This is a genomic window from Moraxella marmotae, from assembly GCF_042219885.1.
In the GTDB taxonomy this organism is placed as follows: domain Bacteria; phylum Pseudomonadota; class Gammaproteobacteria; order Pseudomonadales; family Moraxellaceae; genus Moraxella; species Moraxella marmotae.
Genome location: NZ_JBHJHR010000002.1, coordinates 863,094 through 878,938 on the forward strand (window position 1 = coordinate 863,094; position 15,845 = coordinate 878,938).

The 15,845-nt window shown below is 48.8% G+C and carries 18 protein-coding genes; 16 read left to right on the plus strand and 2 right to left on the minus strand.

The genetic code is table 11. The features are described from left to right. Positions 1 to 25: 25 nt before the first annotated feature. A complete protein-coding gene (hisB, locus tag ACFBZI_RS04060) occupies positions 26 to 616 on the minus strand; it encodes an imidazoleglycerol-phosphate dehydratase HisB (RefSeq protein WP_375715153.1) in 591 nt (196 codons plus the stop codon). A gap of 224 nt (positions 617 to 840) precedes the next feature. Here hisB and def point away from each other — a divergent pair, with 224 nt between their 5' ends. From def to ACFBZI_RS04125, 13 genes are all read left to right on the plus strand, one after another. Further along, positions 841 to 1,359 carry a peptide deformylase gene (gene def / locus ACFBZI_RS04065; protein ID WP_375715154.1) on the plus strand — a complete coding sequence of 173 codons (519 nt, stop codon included), beginning with the start codon at positions 841 to 843 and terminating at the stop codon, positions 1,357 to 1,359. Positions 1,360 to 1,549: 190 nt separating this feature from the next. Next, positions 1,550 to 3,334 carry a DNA repair protein RecN gene (recN, locus tag ACFBZI_RS04070; RefSeq protein ID WP_375715155.1) on the plus strand — a complete coding sequence of 595 codons (1,785 nt, stop codon included), beginning with the start codon at positions 1,550 to 1,552 and terminating at the stop codon, positions 3,332 to 3,334. After that, entirely contained in the window at positions 3,331 to 3,888 is a 558-nt protein-coding gene (locus ACFBZI_RS04075; protein ID WP_375715156.1) for a YqgE/AlgH family protein, read from the plus strand. The genes recN and ACFBZI_RS04075 overlap by 4 nt, the downstream gene beginning before the upstream one ends. Further along, entirely contained in the window at positions 3,889 to 4,347 is a 459-nt protein-coding gene (ruvX, locus tag ACFBZI_RS04080) for a Holliday junction resolvase RuvX (RefSeq protein WP_375715157.1), read from the plus strand. A gap of 154 nt (positions 4,348 to 4,501) precedes the next feature. After that, positions 4,502 to 5,020, plus strand: a complete 519-nt coding sequence (locus ACFBZI_RS04085) for a hypothetical protein (protein ID WP_375715158.1) — start codon at positions 4,502 to 4,504, stop codon at positions 5,018 to 5,020. Continuing rightward, entirely contained in the window at positions 5,017 to 5,256 is a 240-nt protein-coding gene (tusA, locus tag ACFBZI_RS04090; protein WP_375715159.1) for a sulfurtransferase TusA, read from the plus strand. The genes ACFBZI_RS04085 and tusA overlap by 4 nt, the downstream gene beginning before the upstream one ends. 9 nt (positions 5,257 to 5,265) lie before the next feature. Then, positions 5,266 to 6,189, plus strand: a complete 924-nt coding sequence (gene xerD / locus ACFBZI_RS04095) for a site-specific tyrosine recombinase XerD (RefSeq protein WP_375715160.1) — start codon at positions 5,266 to 5,268, stop codon at positions 6,187 to 6,189. 82 nt (positions 6,190 to 6,271) lie between these two features. Next, entirely contained in the window at positions 6,272 to 7,603 is a 1,332-nt protein-coding gene (gene fabF / locus ACFBZI_RS04100) for a beta-ketoacyl-ACP synthase II (RefSeq protein ID WP_375715161.1), read from the plus strand. Further along, a complete protein-coding gene (locus tag ACFBZI_RS04105; protein ID WP_375715162.1) occupies positions 7,560 to 7,715 on the plus strand; it encodes a hypothetical protein in 156 nt (51 codons plus the stop codon). The genes fabF and ACFBZI_RS04105 overlap by 44 nt, the downstream gene beginning before the upstream one ends. A 195-nt stretch (positions 7,716 to 7,910) precedes the next feature. Continuing rightward, entirely contained in the window at positions 7,911 to 9,098 is a 1,188-nt protein-coding gene (locus ACFBZI_RS04110; RefSeq protein WP_375715163.1) for an MFS transporter, read from the plus strand. A 137-nt stretch (positions 9,099 to 9,235) separates the two neighbouring features. Beyond that, positions 9,236 to 9,943: a YidX family protein gene (locus ACFBZI_RS04115; RefSeq protein ID WP_375715164.1), complete on the plus strand. Its 708-nt coding sequence runs from the start codon at positions 9,236 to 9,238 to the stop codon at positions 9,941 to 9,943. Positions 9,944 to 10,015: 72 nt separating this feature from the next. Then, positions 10,016 to 10,465, plus strand: a complete 450-nt coding sequence (locus ACFBZI_RS04120) for an NfeD family protein (RefSeq protein ID WP_375715165.1) — start codon at positions 10,016 to 10,018, stop codon at positions 10,463 to 10,465. Between the two features lie 108 nt (positions 10,466 to 10,573). Next, the gene (locus tag ACFBZI_RS04125; RefSeq protein WP_375715166.1) at positions 10,574 to 11,431 is read left to right on the plus strand and encodes an SPFH domain-containing protein; all 858 of its coding nucleotides are present in this window, start codon (positions 10,574 to 10,576) and stop codon (positions 11,429 to 11,431) included. A gap of 152 nt (positions 11,432 to 11,583) precedes the next feature. Here the strand turns inward: ACFBZI_RS04125 and ACFBZI_RS04130 are convergent, their stop codons facing one another. Then, complete coding sequence (locus ACFBZI_RS04130) at positions 11,584 to 13,014, minus strand: phosphohexomutase domain-containing protein (protein ID WP_375715167.1); 1,431 nt, start codon at positions 13,012 to 13,014, stop codon at positions 11,584 to 11,586. A 233-nt stretch (positions 13,015 to 13,247) separates the two neighbouring features. Between ACFBZI_RS04130 and cysK the strand changes: the two genes are divergently transcribed. The 3 genes from cysK (at position 13,248) to ACFBZI_RS04145 (ending at position 15,745) form a co-directional block, all read left to right on the plus strand. After that, positions 13,248 to 14,177 (plus strand): cysteine synthase A, encoded by a 930-nt coding sequence (cysK, locus tag ACFBZI_RS04135; RefSeq protein ID WP_375715168.1) that lies wholly within the window; start codon positions 13,248 to 13,250, stop codon positions 14,175 to 14,177. A gap of 361 nt (positions 14,178 to 14,538) precedes the next feature. Then, on the plus strand, positions 14,539 to 15,378 hold the full coding sequence (gene mazG, locus ACFBZI_RS04140) for a nucleoside triphosphate pyrophosphohydrolase (protein ID WP_375715169.1): 840 nt from the start codon (positions 14,539 to 14,541) through the stop codon (positions 15,376 to 15,378). Beyond that, a complete protein-coding gene (locus tag ACFBZI_RS04145; RefSeq protein ID WP_375715170.1) occupies positions 15,365 to 15,745 on the plus strand; it encodes a ComEA family DNA-binding protein in 381 nt (126 codons plus the stop codon). Before mazG ends, ACFBZI_RS04145 begins: the two co-directional genes overlap by 14 nt. Positions 15,746 to 15,845: the final 100 nt, after the last annotated feature.

The window sequence follows — 15,845 nt, forward strand, 5'->3', positions numbered from 1 at the left end:
GTGAATTATTTGCCCGACAGCATCTTTATAGCATCTCTTTGGTGGAAGGCAGCTGTCCCAACGCTCGCTCATCGTATTCAATCGCCATGCGTAATGCTCGAGCCAGTGCCTTAAAGACGCTTTCGATTTGGTGGTGGCTGTTTTTGCCCTTAAGATTGTCAATGTGCAGCGTGATAAAGGCGTGATTGACCAAGCCATAAAAAAATTCTGAAAACAAATCCACGTCCATCGTGCCAATCATCGAGCGAGTGAACGGCACATTCATATGCAGACCGGGGCGGCCTGAAATATCCACCACCACACGAGATAAGCTCTCATCAAGCGGTGCATAAAAATGCCCATAACGGCGAATGCCTTTTTTGTCGCCTAGAGCGGCTTTGAGTGCTTGACCGATGGCGATACCGACATCTTCGACACTGTGGTGATCGTCAATGTGCGTATCGCCGACACATTTGACATCAAGGTCAATCAAGCCATGCCGCTTGATTTGATCCAGCATATGATCCAAAAAAGGCACGCCAGTATCCAGCACGCCTTGACCTGTACCGTCTAGGTTGATGCTGACGCTGATTTGGGTTTCTGCGGTATTTCTGGTGATGCTTGCGGTGCGTGCCATGACAATCCTTAATCCTTGATAAAGACAAAACAAAACTGAACAACCTATTTTTGCACAAAATCGCCACCTTGCCAACCGCTATTTTGGCGTTTTGTGCATTTGTTTGATTCATGATAAATGCCCAGCACAAAATTTACAAAAAACTTTTGCCAAATGCACTGGCAGATTTTCTTTTTGCCCCCATTTTGATTATAATAACCGATTAAAATCATGAGATTAAGATTATGGCATTATTACCGATTTTGGCGTATCCTGACCCACGCTTGCGTACCATCGCTAAGCCTGTACAGACTGTGGATACTGCGATTAAAACCTTGATTGACGATATGTTTGAGACCATGTATGACGCACGGGGCATTGGGCTTGCGGCGACTCAGGTGGATCGTCATATCCAGCTGATTGTGATGGACTTGGCAAAAGACGGCGAACCGCCTGCTCCACAAGTGTTCATCAACCCTAAAGTTACGCCGTTGTCGGACAATTTAGTACCTTATCAAGAAGGCTGCCTGTCGATTCCTGAAGTGTTTGACACCGTTGAGCGTCCTGATCGTGTCCGCATCGAAGCCTTGGACAAAGATGGTCAGCCGTTTAGCATCGATGCCGATGGCTTGCTGGCGGTGTGCATTCAGCATGAGATGGATCATCTCAATGGCAAATTGTTCGTGGATTATTTATCCACGCTTAAGCAAACTCGAGCCAAAGACAAAGTCAAAAAAGTCCTAAAAGCCAGACAAAAGCGATAAGGTGTTGGGATATTTTGCCATTTGCAGTCAGCGAATGGCTTTTTTGTCGCTTTTTAATCACTTGGTCTTAAAATTTTACGCACTTAAGCTTAAAAATGATGCCACGCCAAAAATCGGTGATACATTTTGTCATTGTCAAATTTGCCAACTTTGATTATGATAAAAGGTTGGCGTATTCAACAGGTTTTTTATGATTATTTCTCTTACCTTACAAAATCTGGCATTGGTCGATGAAAAAGAAATCAGCTTTGATGAGCGGTTTAATGTCATCACTGGCGAGACTGGTGCAGGCAAGTCATTGATTTTGGACGCATTGTCTTTGTGTGCAGGTGAGCGTGCCGACAGCGGCATGGTACGCCACGGCTGCGATGAAGCGACTGTGTTTGGTGAGTTTGATGTCAAAAATCATGCCGAAGTGGCGGCGTGGTTTGCCGAGCATGATCGAGCCTTGGACGATGATACTTTGCTTATTCGCCGCAAAATCAGCAGCCAAGGCCGCTCAAAATCATGGATTAATGGCGTGCCAGCCAGCATCAGCGAGCTAAAAAGCTTGGGTGCGATTTTGGTCAATATTCACAGTCAGCACGCAGGTCTTGAGCTGCTGAAACCACAGTTTGTGGTGGATTGGCTGGATCGCATCGGTGAGCTTGATGATGCCAAGCAAGCAACCAAGCAAGCCTTTGCTCATTATCAAACGCTCAAAAAACAAGCCGATGAAGCACGCAGCCAGTCTGCTCAGCGAGCCGATCGCATGGCGTTATTGTCCGCCAAATTGACCGACATTGAGCCGCTGCTTTTGGTGAATTTTGAGGAAATTGAGGCAGAATATGACGAGCTGTCCAATCTTGAGGCACTGATGCACGAGGCACAGTCGGCGGCGGTGCTACTGGATAATGACGAAGATGTGCCATCGGTCAGCAGTCTGCTTGGGCGAGCGATGAAAATTTGTGATAATCAAGCCAGTGCCAGTAAGACCTTTGGTGAGTGCAGTCAGCTATTGGCATTGGCACAAGAGCAAATCAGCGATGCTGCCGCCAAACTTGCCGATTATGCCGAGCAGCAGCTGCCTGATGAAGCACGGCTTGATGAGCTAAACACTTTGCTTGGCTTGGCACATCGCTTATCTGGCAAATATCACACACCGATTAATGAGCTGATCAATGATGCAGCGTCGTGGCAGGCAGAGCTTGACAAACTGGGCAGCTTGCCTGATAACGACACGATGGATGCTAAGGTGGCACAGGCTTATCAAGACTATCTGACCGCTGCCGACACACTGGACAATGCTCGCATGGCCATCGCCCCTGATATTTGTGAAAAATTGGAAGCGCGGCTTTTGCCACTGGCTTTGCCAAATGCTCGCTGCGAATTTGCCTTTACACCAAAAGATGGCGAACATTATAACGCTCACGGTAAATACGACATTGCGTTATTATTCAGTGCCAATGTCGGCATGCCGCTGCAGCCTTTGCACAAGGTGGCATCTGGCGGTGAGCTGTCTCGCATGGCATTGGTCATGCAGGTGATGGCAGCTGGCGATGGTGGTAATGCTCGTCCGACCTTGGTGTTTGATGAAGTCGATGTCGGTATCAGCGGTGGCACGGCACAGGTGGTCGGTGAGCTGTTACGCACGCTGGGCAAGCATCAGCAGCTACTTGCCATCACGCACCAAGCACAAGTGGCAGCGGCAGCCCATCGCCACATTTTGGTATATAAAGAGCATGGTGAGCAGACGACCAGCGATATACAGGTCATCACTGGTGAGTCGTTGATTGATGAGTTGGCACGCATGTCAGGCGGTGTCAATATCACCGATGCCACTCGCGCCCATGTCAAAAGTCTGCTTGATGATATTCGCCATGCCGATGAGCTGACCGCCAATGACACCTTTGCCAAAGACACACCAACCGATGTGCTGGCAGATACACCAACAGACGCACCGACCCAAGCGACAACTGACGGAGCGGCAGTATGAAGTCGCAGGCCAATTTTACCCATCATTTTTTGTTGCCCAGCACGCAGATGGCTGACGACCGATTTACCGATGCTTTGATTTATCTGTGCCGACATAATGCCGATGGTGCTTGGGGATTTGTGGTCAATCGGCCGCTATCAAGCAGCGTGGGCGGTCTGCTTGCTGAGCTGGATTTGCCTGTTACCGCCAAAGCGATGCAGACTTTGGCGATGGACGGTGGGCCTGTGCGACCAGATGCAGGCTTTGTGCTGCATACAGGTCAGCCAGATTATAAATCGTCTTTTGTGATTTCAGAAAATGTCTGCCTAACAACCAGTAAGGACATTTTACAGCAGCTTGCCTTTGATGGCTTGTCACATTATTTGTTGTGCATGGGCTATTGTAATTGGGGGCGTGGTCAGCTGGACGCCGAGATACGAGCAGGGGATTGGCATGTTTGCCCAGCGGATTTGCCGACCTTATTTATGACGCCATTTGATGAGCGGCTAAAAGCCTGCTATGATAAGCTGGGCATCGACCTTGATAGATTGACCGACAGTTTTGGATATGCATAAATGACAACGACACTGATTCTTGCCTTGGATTATGGCGTCAAAAAAATGGGCATGGCACTGGGCAATAGCCTAACTTGTGATGCTCGCCCATTTGACATTTTGGCGATGGATAATGGGCAGCCAGATTGGGACAATTTACTGGGCATCATTGAGCAGTGGGGTATTCATCAGGTCTTGGTGGGCTTGCCGCTGAACATGGACGGCAGCGAGTCGATGCTGTCCAAGCGAGCCCATAAATTCGCTCGTAGGCTAGCACATCGCCTAGCCGAGCGGCGGCAGGCGGTGGCGGTGATGATTTATGATGAACGCCTAAGCTCCAAGCAAGCACGAGCCACTGCCCTAGAAAACGGCTGGATTACATCGATTCATGAACCGATTGATGACATTGCGGCGTGTTTGCTGATCGATAGCTATTATGGTCAGCCTGAATTTGCCATAGCGATTAACGCCCAGTCTTAAGTCTGTCAAATTGATTAATATTGACAATAATTTTAAGTTATATTTTAATTAATATTTATTGATATTTTAAAGGTTGTTGTTTTAAAACTGTATTTTTCAGCCGTATTTAGCCGTATTTTAAACCTGTTTTTAAGCAAATTTCTCAAGGACAATCATGTCGCACCATGCATTCATCGCCCAGCAATTTCACCAAGCTATCCGCCAAGCCAACTTTAGCGTGCGATTGGGGCTGTTGGCGATGGCGTGTTTTTGTGTGTTTGGTACTTTGGCGAGTCTGTCCGCCTTGCATGATAACGCTTGGGTGTATTATGCGTTTCATTATCTGCCGTATGTGCTGATTGCGATGACGATGCCAGCCAGCTTGTATCACAGTTTTTTGTTGATGCGTTATAAGGTGGTGGATTTGTCCATTTTGGGCGTGATACTTGCCACAGGGCTTGGACTGCTTGGCTTTGTGCTGGTTCGTTGGTTGATTTTTGGTACGGATATGGCGTTTTTTATGGGTTTATTTTTGGCGATGATTGCTTGGTTTGGTATGCCGTTTTTATTTCGAGTCAATTTACAAAAATTCGCCAATTTTTTGGACGATAAAGCCAAGCACGATAAGTCAGCCACGACTGAAGCCGCCGACAATCCTACTTTATTAGCACAATCAGCAAAGGAAAAATCATGACCGACATTCACCACACATTAGACACCCAAGGACTGATTTGCCCAGAGCCTGTGATGCTCTTACATAAGACTATGCGTCAAGCTCATGGCGGCGATGTGATTGAGATTTTGGCGACCGACCCTGCGACCACTCGAGACATTCCCAATTTTTGCCGTCATTTGGGGCATGAACTGCTGAATCAGCAGACGCTGGACGATGGCAGTTATCGTTATCTTATCCAAAAAAAATCATCATAAATCAATCACATGGCAAAATCCACCACGCCAAGAACCGACGCCGCTGTCATCTATGACGATGACCCTGATTATCTGAGCCAATTTCGTGCCGCCATGCTGTCTCGGGGGCTGTCTGTCGCCACCAGAAATGCTTACAGCCAAGATTTGCGTTGGTGTATTCGCTTGGCTGATACACCTGTCAATCAATGGACGGACAACGATGTCCAAAATCATCTGCTAAAGCTACAACAAGCAGGCAAGTCTGAGCGTTCGATGGCACGCAGTTTGGCAAGTTTGCGGCAGTTTTTTTTGTGGCAAATTGAAATGGGGCAGCGTGATGATAACCCTTGCCACACCATAAAAACACCCAAAATTGGCAAATCTCTACCAAAAACACTGAGCGAATCGCAAGTTGCTGCCTTGTTGTCCGCCCCTGATGTCGGCACGCTGCTGGGACTTCGAGATAAGGCAATGCTAGAAGTGTTGTACGCTTGCGGCTTGCGAGTGAGTGAGCTGACTGGCTTATCGCTTGAAAATCTCAATCTCAACGCAGGCTGGCTGTCGGTTACAGGCAAAGGCAATAAGATGCGGCTGATTCCGCTGGGCGAGTATGCTTTGGCGGCACTGCAAGACTATCTGCCGCTGCGTTCTGGCTTGCTGGCTGGACAAAAAGACTGCCAAGCGGTATTTTTGACCGAGCAAGGCGGCTATATGACACGCCACAATTTTTGGCATTTGATAAAAAAATACGCATTGATTGCTGGCATTTCGTCCGACATTTCACCGCACACACTGCGGCATGCTTTTGCCACGCATTTGGTCAATCACGGTGCTGATTTACGCAGTGTGCAGCTGCTTTTGGGGCATAGTGATTTATCCACCACGCAGATTTATACGCATGTCGCCACCGAACGCTTGGCACGCTTACACGCCCAACATCACCCACGGGGATAAAAAAATACAACCGTAAACTGTAATTTCGACACAAATCGTGTTAATATACCAAAAGTTTTATAAAATTGGACATTTGTACACTATGACACAGCCAGCCAAACAAGCCAAGCGTGCTTATTTTGAAAAAAGCGATCACGAGCGAGTGGTCATCACCGGCATGGGGGCGATTACGCCTGTGGGCAACAGCCTTGATGAGATTTGGGCGAACCTGACCCAGGGGGTGAGCGGCATCACACGCTTGCAGGGCTTTGATGATCAAGCGGTGGACATTGGCGAATTTCGTTCGCAGATTGCAGGCTTGGTTAAGGATTTTGATGCCAAGGCGTTTTTGAACCCCAAAGAAGCTCGCCGTTTTGACACTTTTATGCACTATGCACAAGTGGCATCGGCGATGGCGTTGCACCATGCTGGCTTGATTGATGACATTAAGGGCGACAGCTTGCCGATTAATGTTGATGGTGAGCGTTTTGGCGTGGTGATGGGTTCGGGCATCGGTGGCATTCAGACCATCGAGACCAGCCGTGATACGCTCAAGCAGCATGGTGCCAAAAAAGTCTCACCGTTTATTATCCCCGGGGCGATTGTCAATATGCCAGCAGGCTTGATTGCGATTCGCCATGGTCTAAAAGGGGCAAATTTGGCGACATCGACCGCCTGCACGACATCGACTCACGCCATCGGCTTGGGGGCTAGGCTGATTGCCTATGGCGACTGTGATGCGGTGCTGGTCGGTGGCAGCGAAAAAGCATCGACACCGCTTGGCTTGTCAGGCTTTGGGGCGATGCACGCTTTATCCACACGCAACGATGAGCCGACTCGTGCCAGCCGCCCATTTGACAAAGACCGAGACGGCTTTGTGCTGGGCGATGGGGCAGGGGCATTGGTGCTGGAGAGTTTGGCACATGCCAAGGCACGGGGAGCGACCATCTTGGCTGAGCTGGTCGGCTTTGGCATGAGTGACGATGCCAACCACATCACCAGTCCGTCTGTGGGCGGTGATGGGGCGATGCGTGCGATGGCGGCGGCATTGGCTGATGCAGGCGTGGACGCATCGGCAGTGGGCTATATTAACGCTCACGGCACCAGTACGCCACAGGGCGATGTCGCCGAAAGCCAAGCGATACAGCGACTGTTTGGCGATGAGATTTTGGTCAGCTCTACCAAATCAATGACAGGGCATCTTTTGGGAGCGGCAGGTGCGGTGGAAGCGATTTTTACCGTGCTGGCATTAAATCACCAAGTGCTACCGCCAACCATCAATCTGGACAATCCTGATGAAGCCTGCACGCTCGACTACATCGCCCACACCGCACGCACGGTCAGCGGTGTGGATTTTGCGTTGTCTAACAGCTTTGGCTTTGGTGGCACCAATGGCTCGCTACTGTTTAAAAGATGGCAGCCAGCAGGCGAGTGATTTATCAAGCCCCAAAGCGTGTTTTTGGGGCTTATTTTTGGTATGGATTTTGTGGATTTTTGGTGCAGAATTTGGCACAGATTTGGATAAGTCAGCCAATCTTTTGGGCTGATTTTGAAATCAGTTGAAATAAGTTAGGATAAATTGAAATAAGTTGGGCGAATTTTGGATAAACTGGGATAAATTGGGCAAATAACAGGCAGCAGGCGAGTCGGTTTATTTGACCGTATCATCGCATTGATATAAAATAACTTTAACAAAATTGTTTTATAAAAATCCCCTTATTAATAATTAATTTGGAATCGCCATGCTAACAAAATCCACCGCCTTGAGAGTTTCGCTGCCTGTATTGGTGATTGGTTTGATATTTGCCGCCGCCAATATGCGTTCGCCTCTGGTGATGATTGGTTCGATTGTGCCGATGCTTGAGCAGGATTTTGGGCTGACGGCGGCACAGATTGGCTATCTGGGGGCGATACCGATGCCGCTGTTTGCCTTTGGTTCACTGGTGGCGGCGACTTTGGCACGGCGGTTTGGTCTGGAAGTGATGGTGATTTTGATGACCGTGCTTTTGACCTTTGGGGTGCTGATGCGTAGCTGGTTTGGGGTGTCGGCATTGTTTGTTGGTACGCTGATTTTGTCGTTTGCCATCGGCATGCTAAATGCTTTGACCGCACCGTTTATCAAGCAATACGCCCCCAACCACATCTCGGTTGCCACAGGCGTGTTTAGCTTGAGTATGTCGGCGTTGGCAGGCATTGGGGCGTGGGTGGTGATTCCGCTGTCTTCGGGCTTTGGCTGGCAGTTGGCGATGAGCGGCTGGGCGGTGTTTGGTGCTGTGGCGACGCTGATTTGGTGTTATATTTACCTAAAATATCGCACGCCATCGCAGGCGGTCGTGGGCAGTGTGCCAGTGGCACTAAACCCTTGGAAACAAAAGGCAGCATGGCAGATGGCGGTGCTGCTTGGCTTGCAGTCGTTTTTGTTTTATACGATTGCCAGTTTTTTGCCGTCCATCGGCATGGGCTTTGGGGCGACGCTGGATCAGGCGACCCAAGTGGCGTTGGTCTTTCAGCTGATGGCACCGCTGGCCATTATGCTACTGACTTGGCTGATGCGTCGTGGCGTGGCAACCAAAATGCTGGCACTGATTGGCTGCTTGATGAATGCCGCTGGGGCTGTCGGCATGCTGCTGATGCCCACGCAGCTGATGCTGTGGTCGGCATTGATGGGCTTTGGCTGTGCCATGATTTTTACGCTAAGCCTGATGATGTTTTCGCTACGCACCAGCAGTGCCGAAGCAGCTCGAGATTTGTCCAGTATGGTGCAGGCGGTCAGTTATAGCATTGCGTTGTTTGGGCCGCTTGCCATCGGTCGGCTGTATCAGTGGCAGGGCGATTGGCAGTTGCCGCTGATGGTCTTGGCGGCATTGATGTTGGTCAATATCCCTTTTGGTATCTGGGCGGCAAGCGATGACAAGATTGACACAAATTGACACTAAGGCAAGATTAAGCCAATCTATTTACCAGCTGCCACGCTGGGTGTGTGGTTGCATATTTAGCCATTTAATCGTTCAATCATTGAGCTGCTTGACTGCTTGACTGTTTAATGATTTGTAAGGAGTGATTTATAATGAAAGCATATCAATTTGGCAAAATGCTTATGTGTGCCGTTGCCGTGAGTGCCTTGGCAGGCTGTGCCACTTCGCAGCTGCTTGAATCCCCCAAAACCACCACCCACACCACCACCGAAAAAGTAACTTTGCTTGAAGACAAAGTGGTGGCGTTTGGGCGACCGACCGCCAACGCTGGTGTGTCAGAGTCATCGGTGGTGATTGTTGGCGAAACCAACAGCTATGTGCTGACCGATGGCGGCGTGCAGCTGATTGGGCTATTATCAACGCTTGACCCAAAAAATATCAAAGTCGATAATCAGCTGACATTTTATTCTGCCCAAAATGACGGCAAATTTACTGGCAAAATGAACCTATCATACGCCAAGCTACAAGACGAGTTCCAACGCAGCGATTTGCAATATTTTCTACAAAATGACGCCACAGAATGCACCAACGACTCAGACAAGCGTATCAATGCCCAGCGGTTTTGTTTTGAGATTGTCATCTCAGGAGCGGTCTATCCTAAGGTGAGTAATTATAACTTGGTGCGTTCGCAATTAACGCCGCTGTCTCGCCCATACAGCGTCAGCATTTATACCGAACAAAAGAACACCGAAGTGGTGCGTTCTGGCAAAAATAACGCCCAAAAACTGGTGCTGCTGCCACTGGCGTTGGCGTTTGATGTGATTACTTTGCCATTGCAGATTTTGAGCGGTTTTGACTGATTGGGCGTGGCTTGATTCAGCGTTTAATCCAGCGTTTAACCACAACACAACCACCAATAAAGGAGTAAAATCATGGGCTTACAACCGTGGCATTGGCTAATGATTGGTTTGCTTTTGGGCATTGTTGAGCTGTTATTGCCAAGTTTTGCCGCTTTGTGGTTTGGCGTGGCGGCATTATTGACCGCTGTTTTGGTGTGGCTAATGCCCATGGGGCTGACCGCACAGGTGGTGATTTGGCTGATTTTGTCGGTGCTGGCGTGTGCGTTGTGGTTTTTGTTGGTGCAGCCACGCATCAAAACTCGCACCAAGGCAGGCTTGGGCGGTGCAACGATTGTCGGCGAAGTGGGCATGCTTGTGCGTGCCATTGACGCCGATGGCTTGGGCGTGGTACGCTTTAGTGTGCCAAAACTCGGTGCTGCCGAATGGCAATGCCGCACCGCAGACGGTCAGCCGATTGCTGTCGGTGAGCGGGTGATGGTGTCGGCGGTGATGGGCAATGAGCTTATCGTCGCCAAAAAATAAACCCAAGCCATCAAGCGTGTCGTTTGGCAATTTTTTAACCACTTTTTTGATGAATTTTTAACAAACTTTTGATAAGTTTTTTATAACGATGATAAATTAGGAATAATTATGGAGCTGACAATGGTCATTTTTGTGTTAATTGCTTTGGTAGTATTTACCATCTATAAAGGCGTGCAAATGGTCTCTCAAGGGGAGAAATGGATTGTTCAGCGACTGGGCAAATACCATCAGACGCTAGAGCCGGGGCTGAATTTTATCATTCCGTATGTGGACAGCGTGGTGCATCGAGTCAGCACCAAGGACATTGTGCTGGACATTCCAAGCCAAGAAGTCATCACTCGAGACAATGTGGTGATTATCGCCAATGCGGTGGCGTATATTAACATCGTCCAGCCAGAACATGCCGTCTATGGTATCGAAAATTATGAGCAAGGCATTCGCAATCTGGTGCAGACTTCCCTGCGTTCAATCATCGGTGAGATGGATTTGGACGCTGCATTGTCCAGCCGTGATCAGATCAAAGCCCAGCTCAAGCACGCCATCAGCGACGACATCAGCGATTGGGGCATCACCCTAAAAACAGTCGAAATCCAAGACATCAAGCCATCAGCGACCATGCAGCTGGCGATGGAAGAGCAAGCCGCCGCCGAACGCCAACGCCGTGCGATGGTTACTCGTGCCGATGGTCAAAAACAAGCCGCCATCTTAGAAGCCGATGGCCGCCTAGAAGCATCTCGCCGTGATGCCGAAGCCCAAGTGGTGCTGGCTCGCGGCTCTGAAGAGTCGATTCGCTTGATTTCTCAGGCGATGGACGGCAAAGAAATGCCGGTGGTTTATCTGCTTGGTGAGCAGTATATCAAGGCGATGAACGAGATGGCACAGTCAAATAACGCCAAAACTGTGGTATTGCCTGCCGATATTTTAAACACCGTCAAAGGCTTGGTGGGTGATAAATTTAAGGTTTGATGGCGATTGTTTTGGCAGTTTCAGTAATTTGACTTTTTGTTTATGAGTGATTAAACAGCCCATAAACTGAATCAAAAGCCCTTGTTGGTGTACAATCAAGGGCTTTTATGATTATTTTATATATTAATTGAGATTTGATTAATCCACACCAATCAATGATCAGCAGCAACTGCCCCTTGTGCCATCAGATAATCCACGATGTCTTGGGTTTTTTGGGCAAGCAGTGCTGCATCGCCGCAAGTTTCGATATTTAGGCGAATCAGTGGCTCGGTGTTGCTCGAACGCAGATTAAACCGCCACGCCCCAAAGTCCAAACTCAGTCCATCTAAGGTGTTTTTTCTTGGGTTGTCTTTGGCAAATTTTTGTTCCAAACCTTGGCAAATGCCAGCAGCGTCCACTGCACCGAGTCTAAAATTTAACTCGCCTGAGCTTGGGAATTGGCGAATCGAATCGTCCACCAAATCCGCCAGCGATTTGCCAGTAACGGACAAAAGCTCAATGAGCAGCAGCCACGGAATCATACCGCTGTCGCAGTAGAAAAATTCTTTAAAATAATGGTGTGCCGACATCTCGCCGCCATAGATGGCTTGGGTTTCACGCATGACTTGCTTGATGAACGAATGCCCAGATTTGCTCAACGCCGCCTGCCCACCCATGCGTGCAATCACATTTTCGGTGTTATAAATCACTCGTGGGTCATAGACGATGGTTTGCTTGGGGTGTTTTTGTAAAAATGCCGCCGCCAGCATGCCCACCACATAGCTGCCATCAATAAATCGCCCATTGGCATCAAACAAAAAACAGCGGTCAAAGTCGCCATCAAACGCCACACCAAAATCCGCCTGATGTGCCAGCACTGCTTCACGAGTGGACGCTTGATTGGCGATAATCATCGGGTTGGGAATACCATTTGGGAAGTTGCCATCAGGCGTGTGATGCACTTTGATAAGCTCAATTGGAGCATTTGCCGCTTTTAGGCGAGCTTCGATGGCATCAACCACAGGGCCTGCCGAGCCATTGCCGCTGTTGATGATGATTTTTTTGGCTGTCAATTTATCCATATCGACAAAGCTCATCAGCTTATCGATGTAGGCAGTTTTGTCCGTTTTGTGGATAACGCTGGCTTTGGCTTTTTGGGTAAATGCACCGCTTTGTGCCAGCTCACGCACTTGCCCCAGTCCAGTATCGGCACTGATTGGGCGAGAATTTTCACGCACCATTTTTAGCCCATTATAATTGATGGGGTTGTGGCTGGCGGTAACTTCGATGCCGCCGATGGCTTGGTAATGACTGGTGGCAAAATACACTTCTTCGGTGCCAGTCATGCCAAGGTCAATCACGCTAACACCAGCGTCCGTGATGCCATCGATGGCGGCAAGTTTTAGGGCGTGGCTAGATGGGCGAATATCGGAGCCGATGACGATGGTTGGGCAATCGGTGGGGTTTTGTTCGGTGAGAATCTGGGCAAATGCTCGTCCGATGCGATAGGCGATGCTTTCGTCCAGATTAACCCCAAGCTCGCCACGCACATCATAAGCCTTAAAGCAAGTCAGCTGTATCGGTGCAAAAGTTGTCATGGTCATAAAGTTGTCCTAATTTTAACCGCTGGGCTTAAGATTGCCCCAATGTCGCTATTTTAGCACAGCCACCATAGGCGTGGCAGATTTTTCAGATTTTTTGAATTTTTCACAATTAGAATAACCATAGCCAATTTTTGACTAAGAATTGGCGGTCAAAACATACCCAAGATGGCGAAAATTTGTTATAGTAAATCCGTTAGACGCACTTAACCAAAAAACAAACATGGGAGTATCTGATGAAAATTGCAAAAAATATTACAGAATTGGTCGGTCGCACACCGCTGGTCGAGCTGGGTAAAATCACCGCAGGACTAAAAGCACGAGTGGTGGTTAAACTTGAGTATTTTAACCCAGCCAGCAGCGTCAAAGACCGCATCGCACTGGCGATGATTGACGATGCCGAAAAATCAGGCAAAATCACCAAAGACACCGTATTGGTCGAAGCCACCAGCGGCAACACTGGCATTGGGCTTGCGATGGTGGCGGCAGCTCGTGGTTATCGTTTGGTGATTACCATGCCTGAGAGCATGAGCCTTGAGCGTCGTGCTTTGTTGCGTGCTTATGGTGCCGAGCTTGTGCTGACGCCAGCGGCCGAAGGCATGGGCGGTGCGATTGCCAAAGCCAATGAGCTTGCTGCCCAAGACGGCTATTTTATGCCACGCCAATTTGACAATCTTGCCAATCCGCAGGTGCATCGTGATACCACGGCGGTGGAGATTTGGGAAGATACTGACGGTCAGGTGGATATTTTTGTGGCAGGCGTGGGTACTGGTGGCACAGTGACAGGTGTCGGTGAAGTGCTAAAAGCCAAAAAACCAAGCGTGCAAGTGGTCGCCATCGAGCCTGAAGCATCGCCTGTATTGTCTGGCGGCGAAAAAGGCCCGCACCCAATCCAAGGCATCGGTGCTGGCTTTGTGCCATCGGTGCTAAACACCGACATCTATGATGAAGTGCTGACCGTGGCAAACGATGACGCCATGCGTGTGGCACGCCAGCTGGCTGCCGAAGAAGGCCTACTGGTGGGCATCTCATCAGGGGCTGCCGTGTCAGCAGCATTAAAACTTGCCGAGCGTGAAGAAAATGCTGGCAAATTGATTGTTGTCATCATTCCATCATCAGGCGAGCGTTATTTGTCCACCGCTTTGTTTGCTGATTTGGCTCAATAATGCCGTGATGGTTTGACCGTCAAATTGCACAATTTTTGGGCAAATTTAAAACAAATCTGAGCTTGGCTTGGATTTGTTTTTTTATTTTGGGTTGGTGCAAGTTTTGCTTTGACATCTGATTAATTAAATGAATGAATAAATCAACAAATCAATGATTTTATCAACAATTAACACGATGGCTGGGCAGTTTACTTTTTTGTGAATTAAATTGTTATGATGCAGGTAGGTTTTGGTATAATGGGCAAATTGGCATTTTAAGAATTTTGCCAACGATGCCAATTTTGCCAAACCCATAATTAACTATGATTAATATGCCAAACAGCGATTAATCGCCCAATCACCCAATGAGCCAGATAAAATAATGACACCGACCGACCAATTTTCTGATTTGCTTAAGTTGATGGCACGCCTTCGCAGCGATTGCCCTTGGGACGCCAAGCAGACCAACGACAGCCTACAAAAATACGCCATCGAAGAAGTGTATGAACTCATCGAAGCAATCCAAAGCGACGACGGCTCGGCGTTTGCGACCGAAAATCTCAAAGGTGAGCTGGGTGATGTGCTGCTGCAGGTGGTTTTTCAGACGCAGTTGTATGCCGAAGCGGGGCGTTTTGGCATGAATGATGTGATTTTGGCACTGCAACAAAAACTCATTCGCCGCCACCCGCATGTGTTTGATGCCGAGAATTTACGCACCGATGCCGATGTCAAGCGTCGTTGGGACGAAATCAAAGCGGTAGAAAAAGCCCAATGGCAGGCGTTGGGTCAGCCTGACAGATTGCTGTCAGCGGTCAAGGCAGGCACGGCACTGCATCAAGCCCAGAGCTTACAGGATAAGGCGGCAAGCGTCGGCTTTGATTGGCATAATCTGCAAGGCGTGCTGGATAAATTGCACGAAGAAATCGGCGAGCTTGGCGAAGTTTTGCCAGACGGTCAATTCAACTATAAAACCGACAAAGTCAGCAGCGAGCAAAAGCAGCGTATCAGTGATGAGCTGGGCGATTGTTTGTTTGTGCTGACCAATTTGGCTCGCCATTTGGGCATTGATAGCGAAATGGCACTACAAAACGCCATTGGTAAGTTTCGCCGCCGCTTTGCCCATGTCGAGCAGTCGCTTGGCGATGCCAATAAGGATTTTGCCGACTGCGACTTGGCAGAACTGGACAAATATTGGGATTTGGCAAAAGATGCTGGCTTATGACGGCAGGCGACTTGGTACGGCGTGGCTGCTTTTGGGCATGAGTTTGATTACAACCAGTGCATTTGCCAATGCACAAGCGGCACCAGCAGCCAAGCTTTGCTACCCTGATGCCATCAGTGCCTACCAAGCACTGACCCAAAATCAAAAATCTGCCAAAACCGCTCGGCTAAACATCAACACCGCCACCGTCGCCGATTTTGTCAGCCTGACAGGCGTGGGGCATGCCACCGCTCAGGCGATTGTGGATTATCGCACGGCACACGGTCAATTTGTGAGTGTCGATGAACTTTTGGCAATCAAAGGCATCGGTCAGGCGACTTTGAACAAAAACCGCCACCGCTTATCGGTCATCGACAGCCGCCCATAATATCGGACAAAAATGGCGAATAAAGCCAATAAATCTTATTTTGCAGTACAAATTTTTGCTTTTTATTCGCTTTTTTGTTTGATAAGCGTTAGAATAAAGG

Coding starts and splice junctions, on each gene's coding strand:
- ACFBZI_RS04125 (WP_375715166.1), top strand. CDS start 10,574: ATGGAGCTGACAATGGTCATTTTTGTGTTAATTGCTTTGGTAGTATTT.
- mazG (WP_375715169.1), top strand. CDS start 14,539: ATGACACCGACCGACCAATTTTCTGATTTGCTTAAGTTGATGGCACGC.
- ruvX (WP_375715157.1), top strand. CDS start 3,889: ATGACAACGACACTGATTCTTGCCTTGGATTATGGCGTCAAAAAAATG.
- ACFBZI_RS04115 (WP_375715164.1), top strand. CDS start 9,236: ATGAAAGCATATCAATTTGGCAAAATGCTTATGTGTGCCGTTGCCGTG.
- tusA (WP_375715159.1), top strand. CDS start 5,017: ATGACCGACATTCACCACACATTAGACACCCAAGGACTGATTTGCCCA.
- xerD (WP_375715160.1), top strand. CDS start 5,266: ATGGCAAAATCCACCACGCCAAGAACCGACGCCGCTGTCATCTATGAC.
- recN (WP_375715155.1), top strand. CDS start 1,550: ATGATTATTTCTCTTACCTTACAAAATCTGGCATTGGTCGATGAAAAA.
- ACFBZI_RS04120 (WP_375715165.1), top strand. CDS start 10,016: ATGGGCTTACAACCGTGGCATTGGCTAATGATTGGTTTGCTTTTGGGC.
- ACFBZI_RS04085 (WP_375715158.1), top strand. CDS start 4,502: ATGTCGCACCATGCATTCATCGCCCAGCAATTTCACCAAGCTATCCGC.
- hisB (WP_375715153.1), bottom strand. CDS start 616: ATGGCACGCACCGCAAGCATCACCAGAAATACCGCAGAAACCCAAATC.
- cysK (WP_375715168.1), top strand. CDS start 13,248: ATGAAAATTGCAAAAAATATTACAGAATTGGTCGGTCGCACACCGCTG.
- ACFBZI_RS04110 (WP_375715163.1), top strand. CDS start 7,911: ATGCTAACAAAATCCACCGCCTTGAGAGTTTCGCTGCCTGTATTGGTG.
- fabF (WP_375715161.1), top strand. CDS start 6,272: ATGACACAGCCAGCCAAACAAGCCAAGCGTGCTTATTTTGAAAAAAGC.
- ACFBZI_RS04145 (WP_375715170.1), top strand. CDS start 15,365: ATGCTGGCTTATGACGGCAGGCGACTTGGTACGGCGTGGCTGCTTTTG.
- ACFBZI_RS04075 (WP_375715156.1), top strand. CDS start 3,331: ATGAAGTCGCAGGCCAATTTTACCCATCATTTTTTGTTGCCCAGCACG.
- ACFBZI_RS04105 (WP_375715162.1), top strand. CDS start 7,560: ATGGCTCGCTACTGTTTAAAAGATGGCAGCCAGCAGGCGAGTGATTTA.
- def (WP_375715154.1), top strand. CDS start 841: ATGGCATTATTACCGATTTTGGCGTATCCTGACCCACGCTTGCGTACC.
- ACFBZI_RS04130 (WP_375715167.1), bottom strand. CDS start 13,014: ATGACCATGACAACTTTTGCACCGATACAGCTGACTTGCTTTAAGGCT.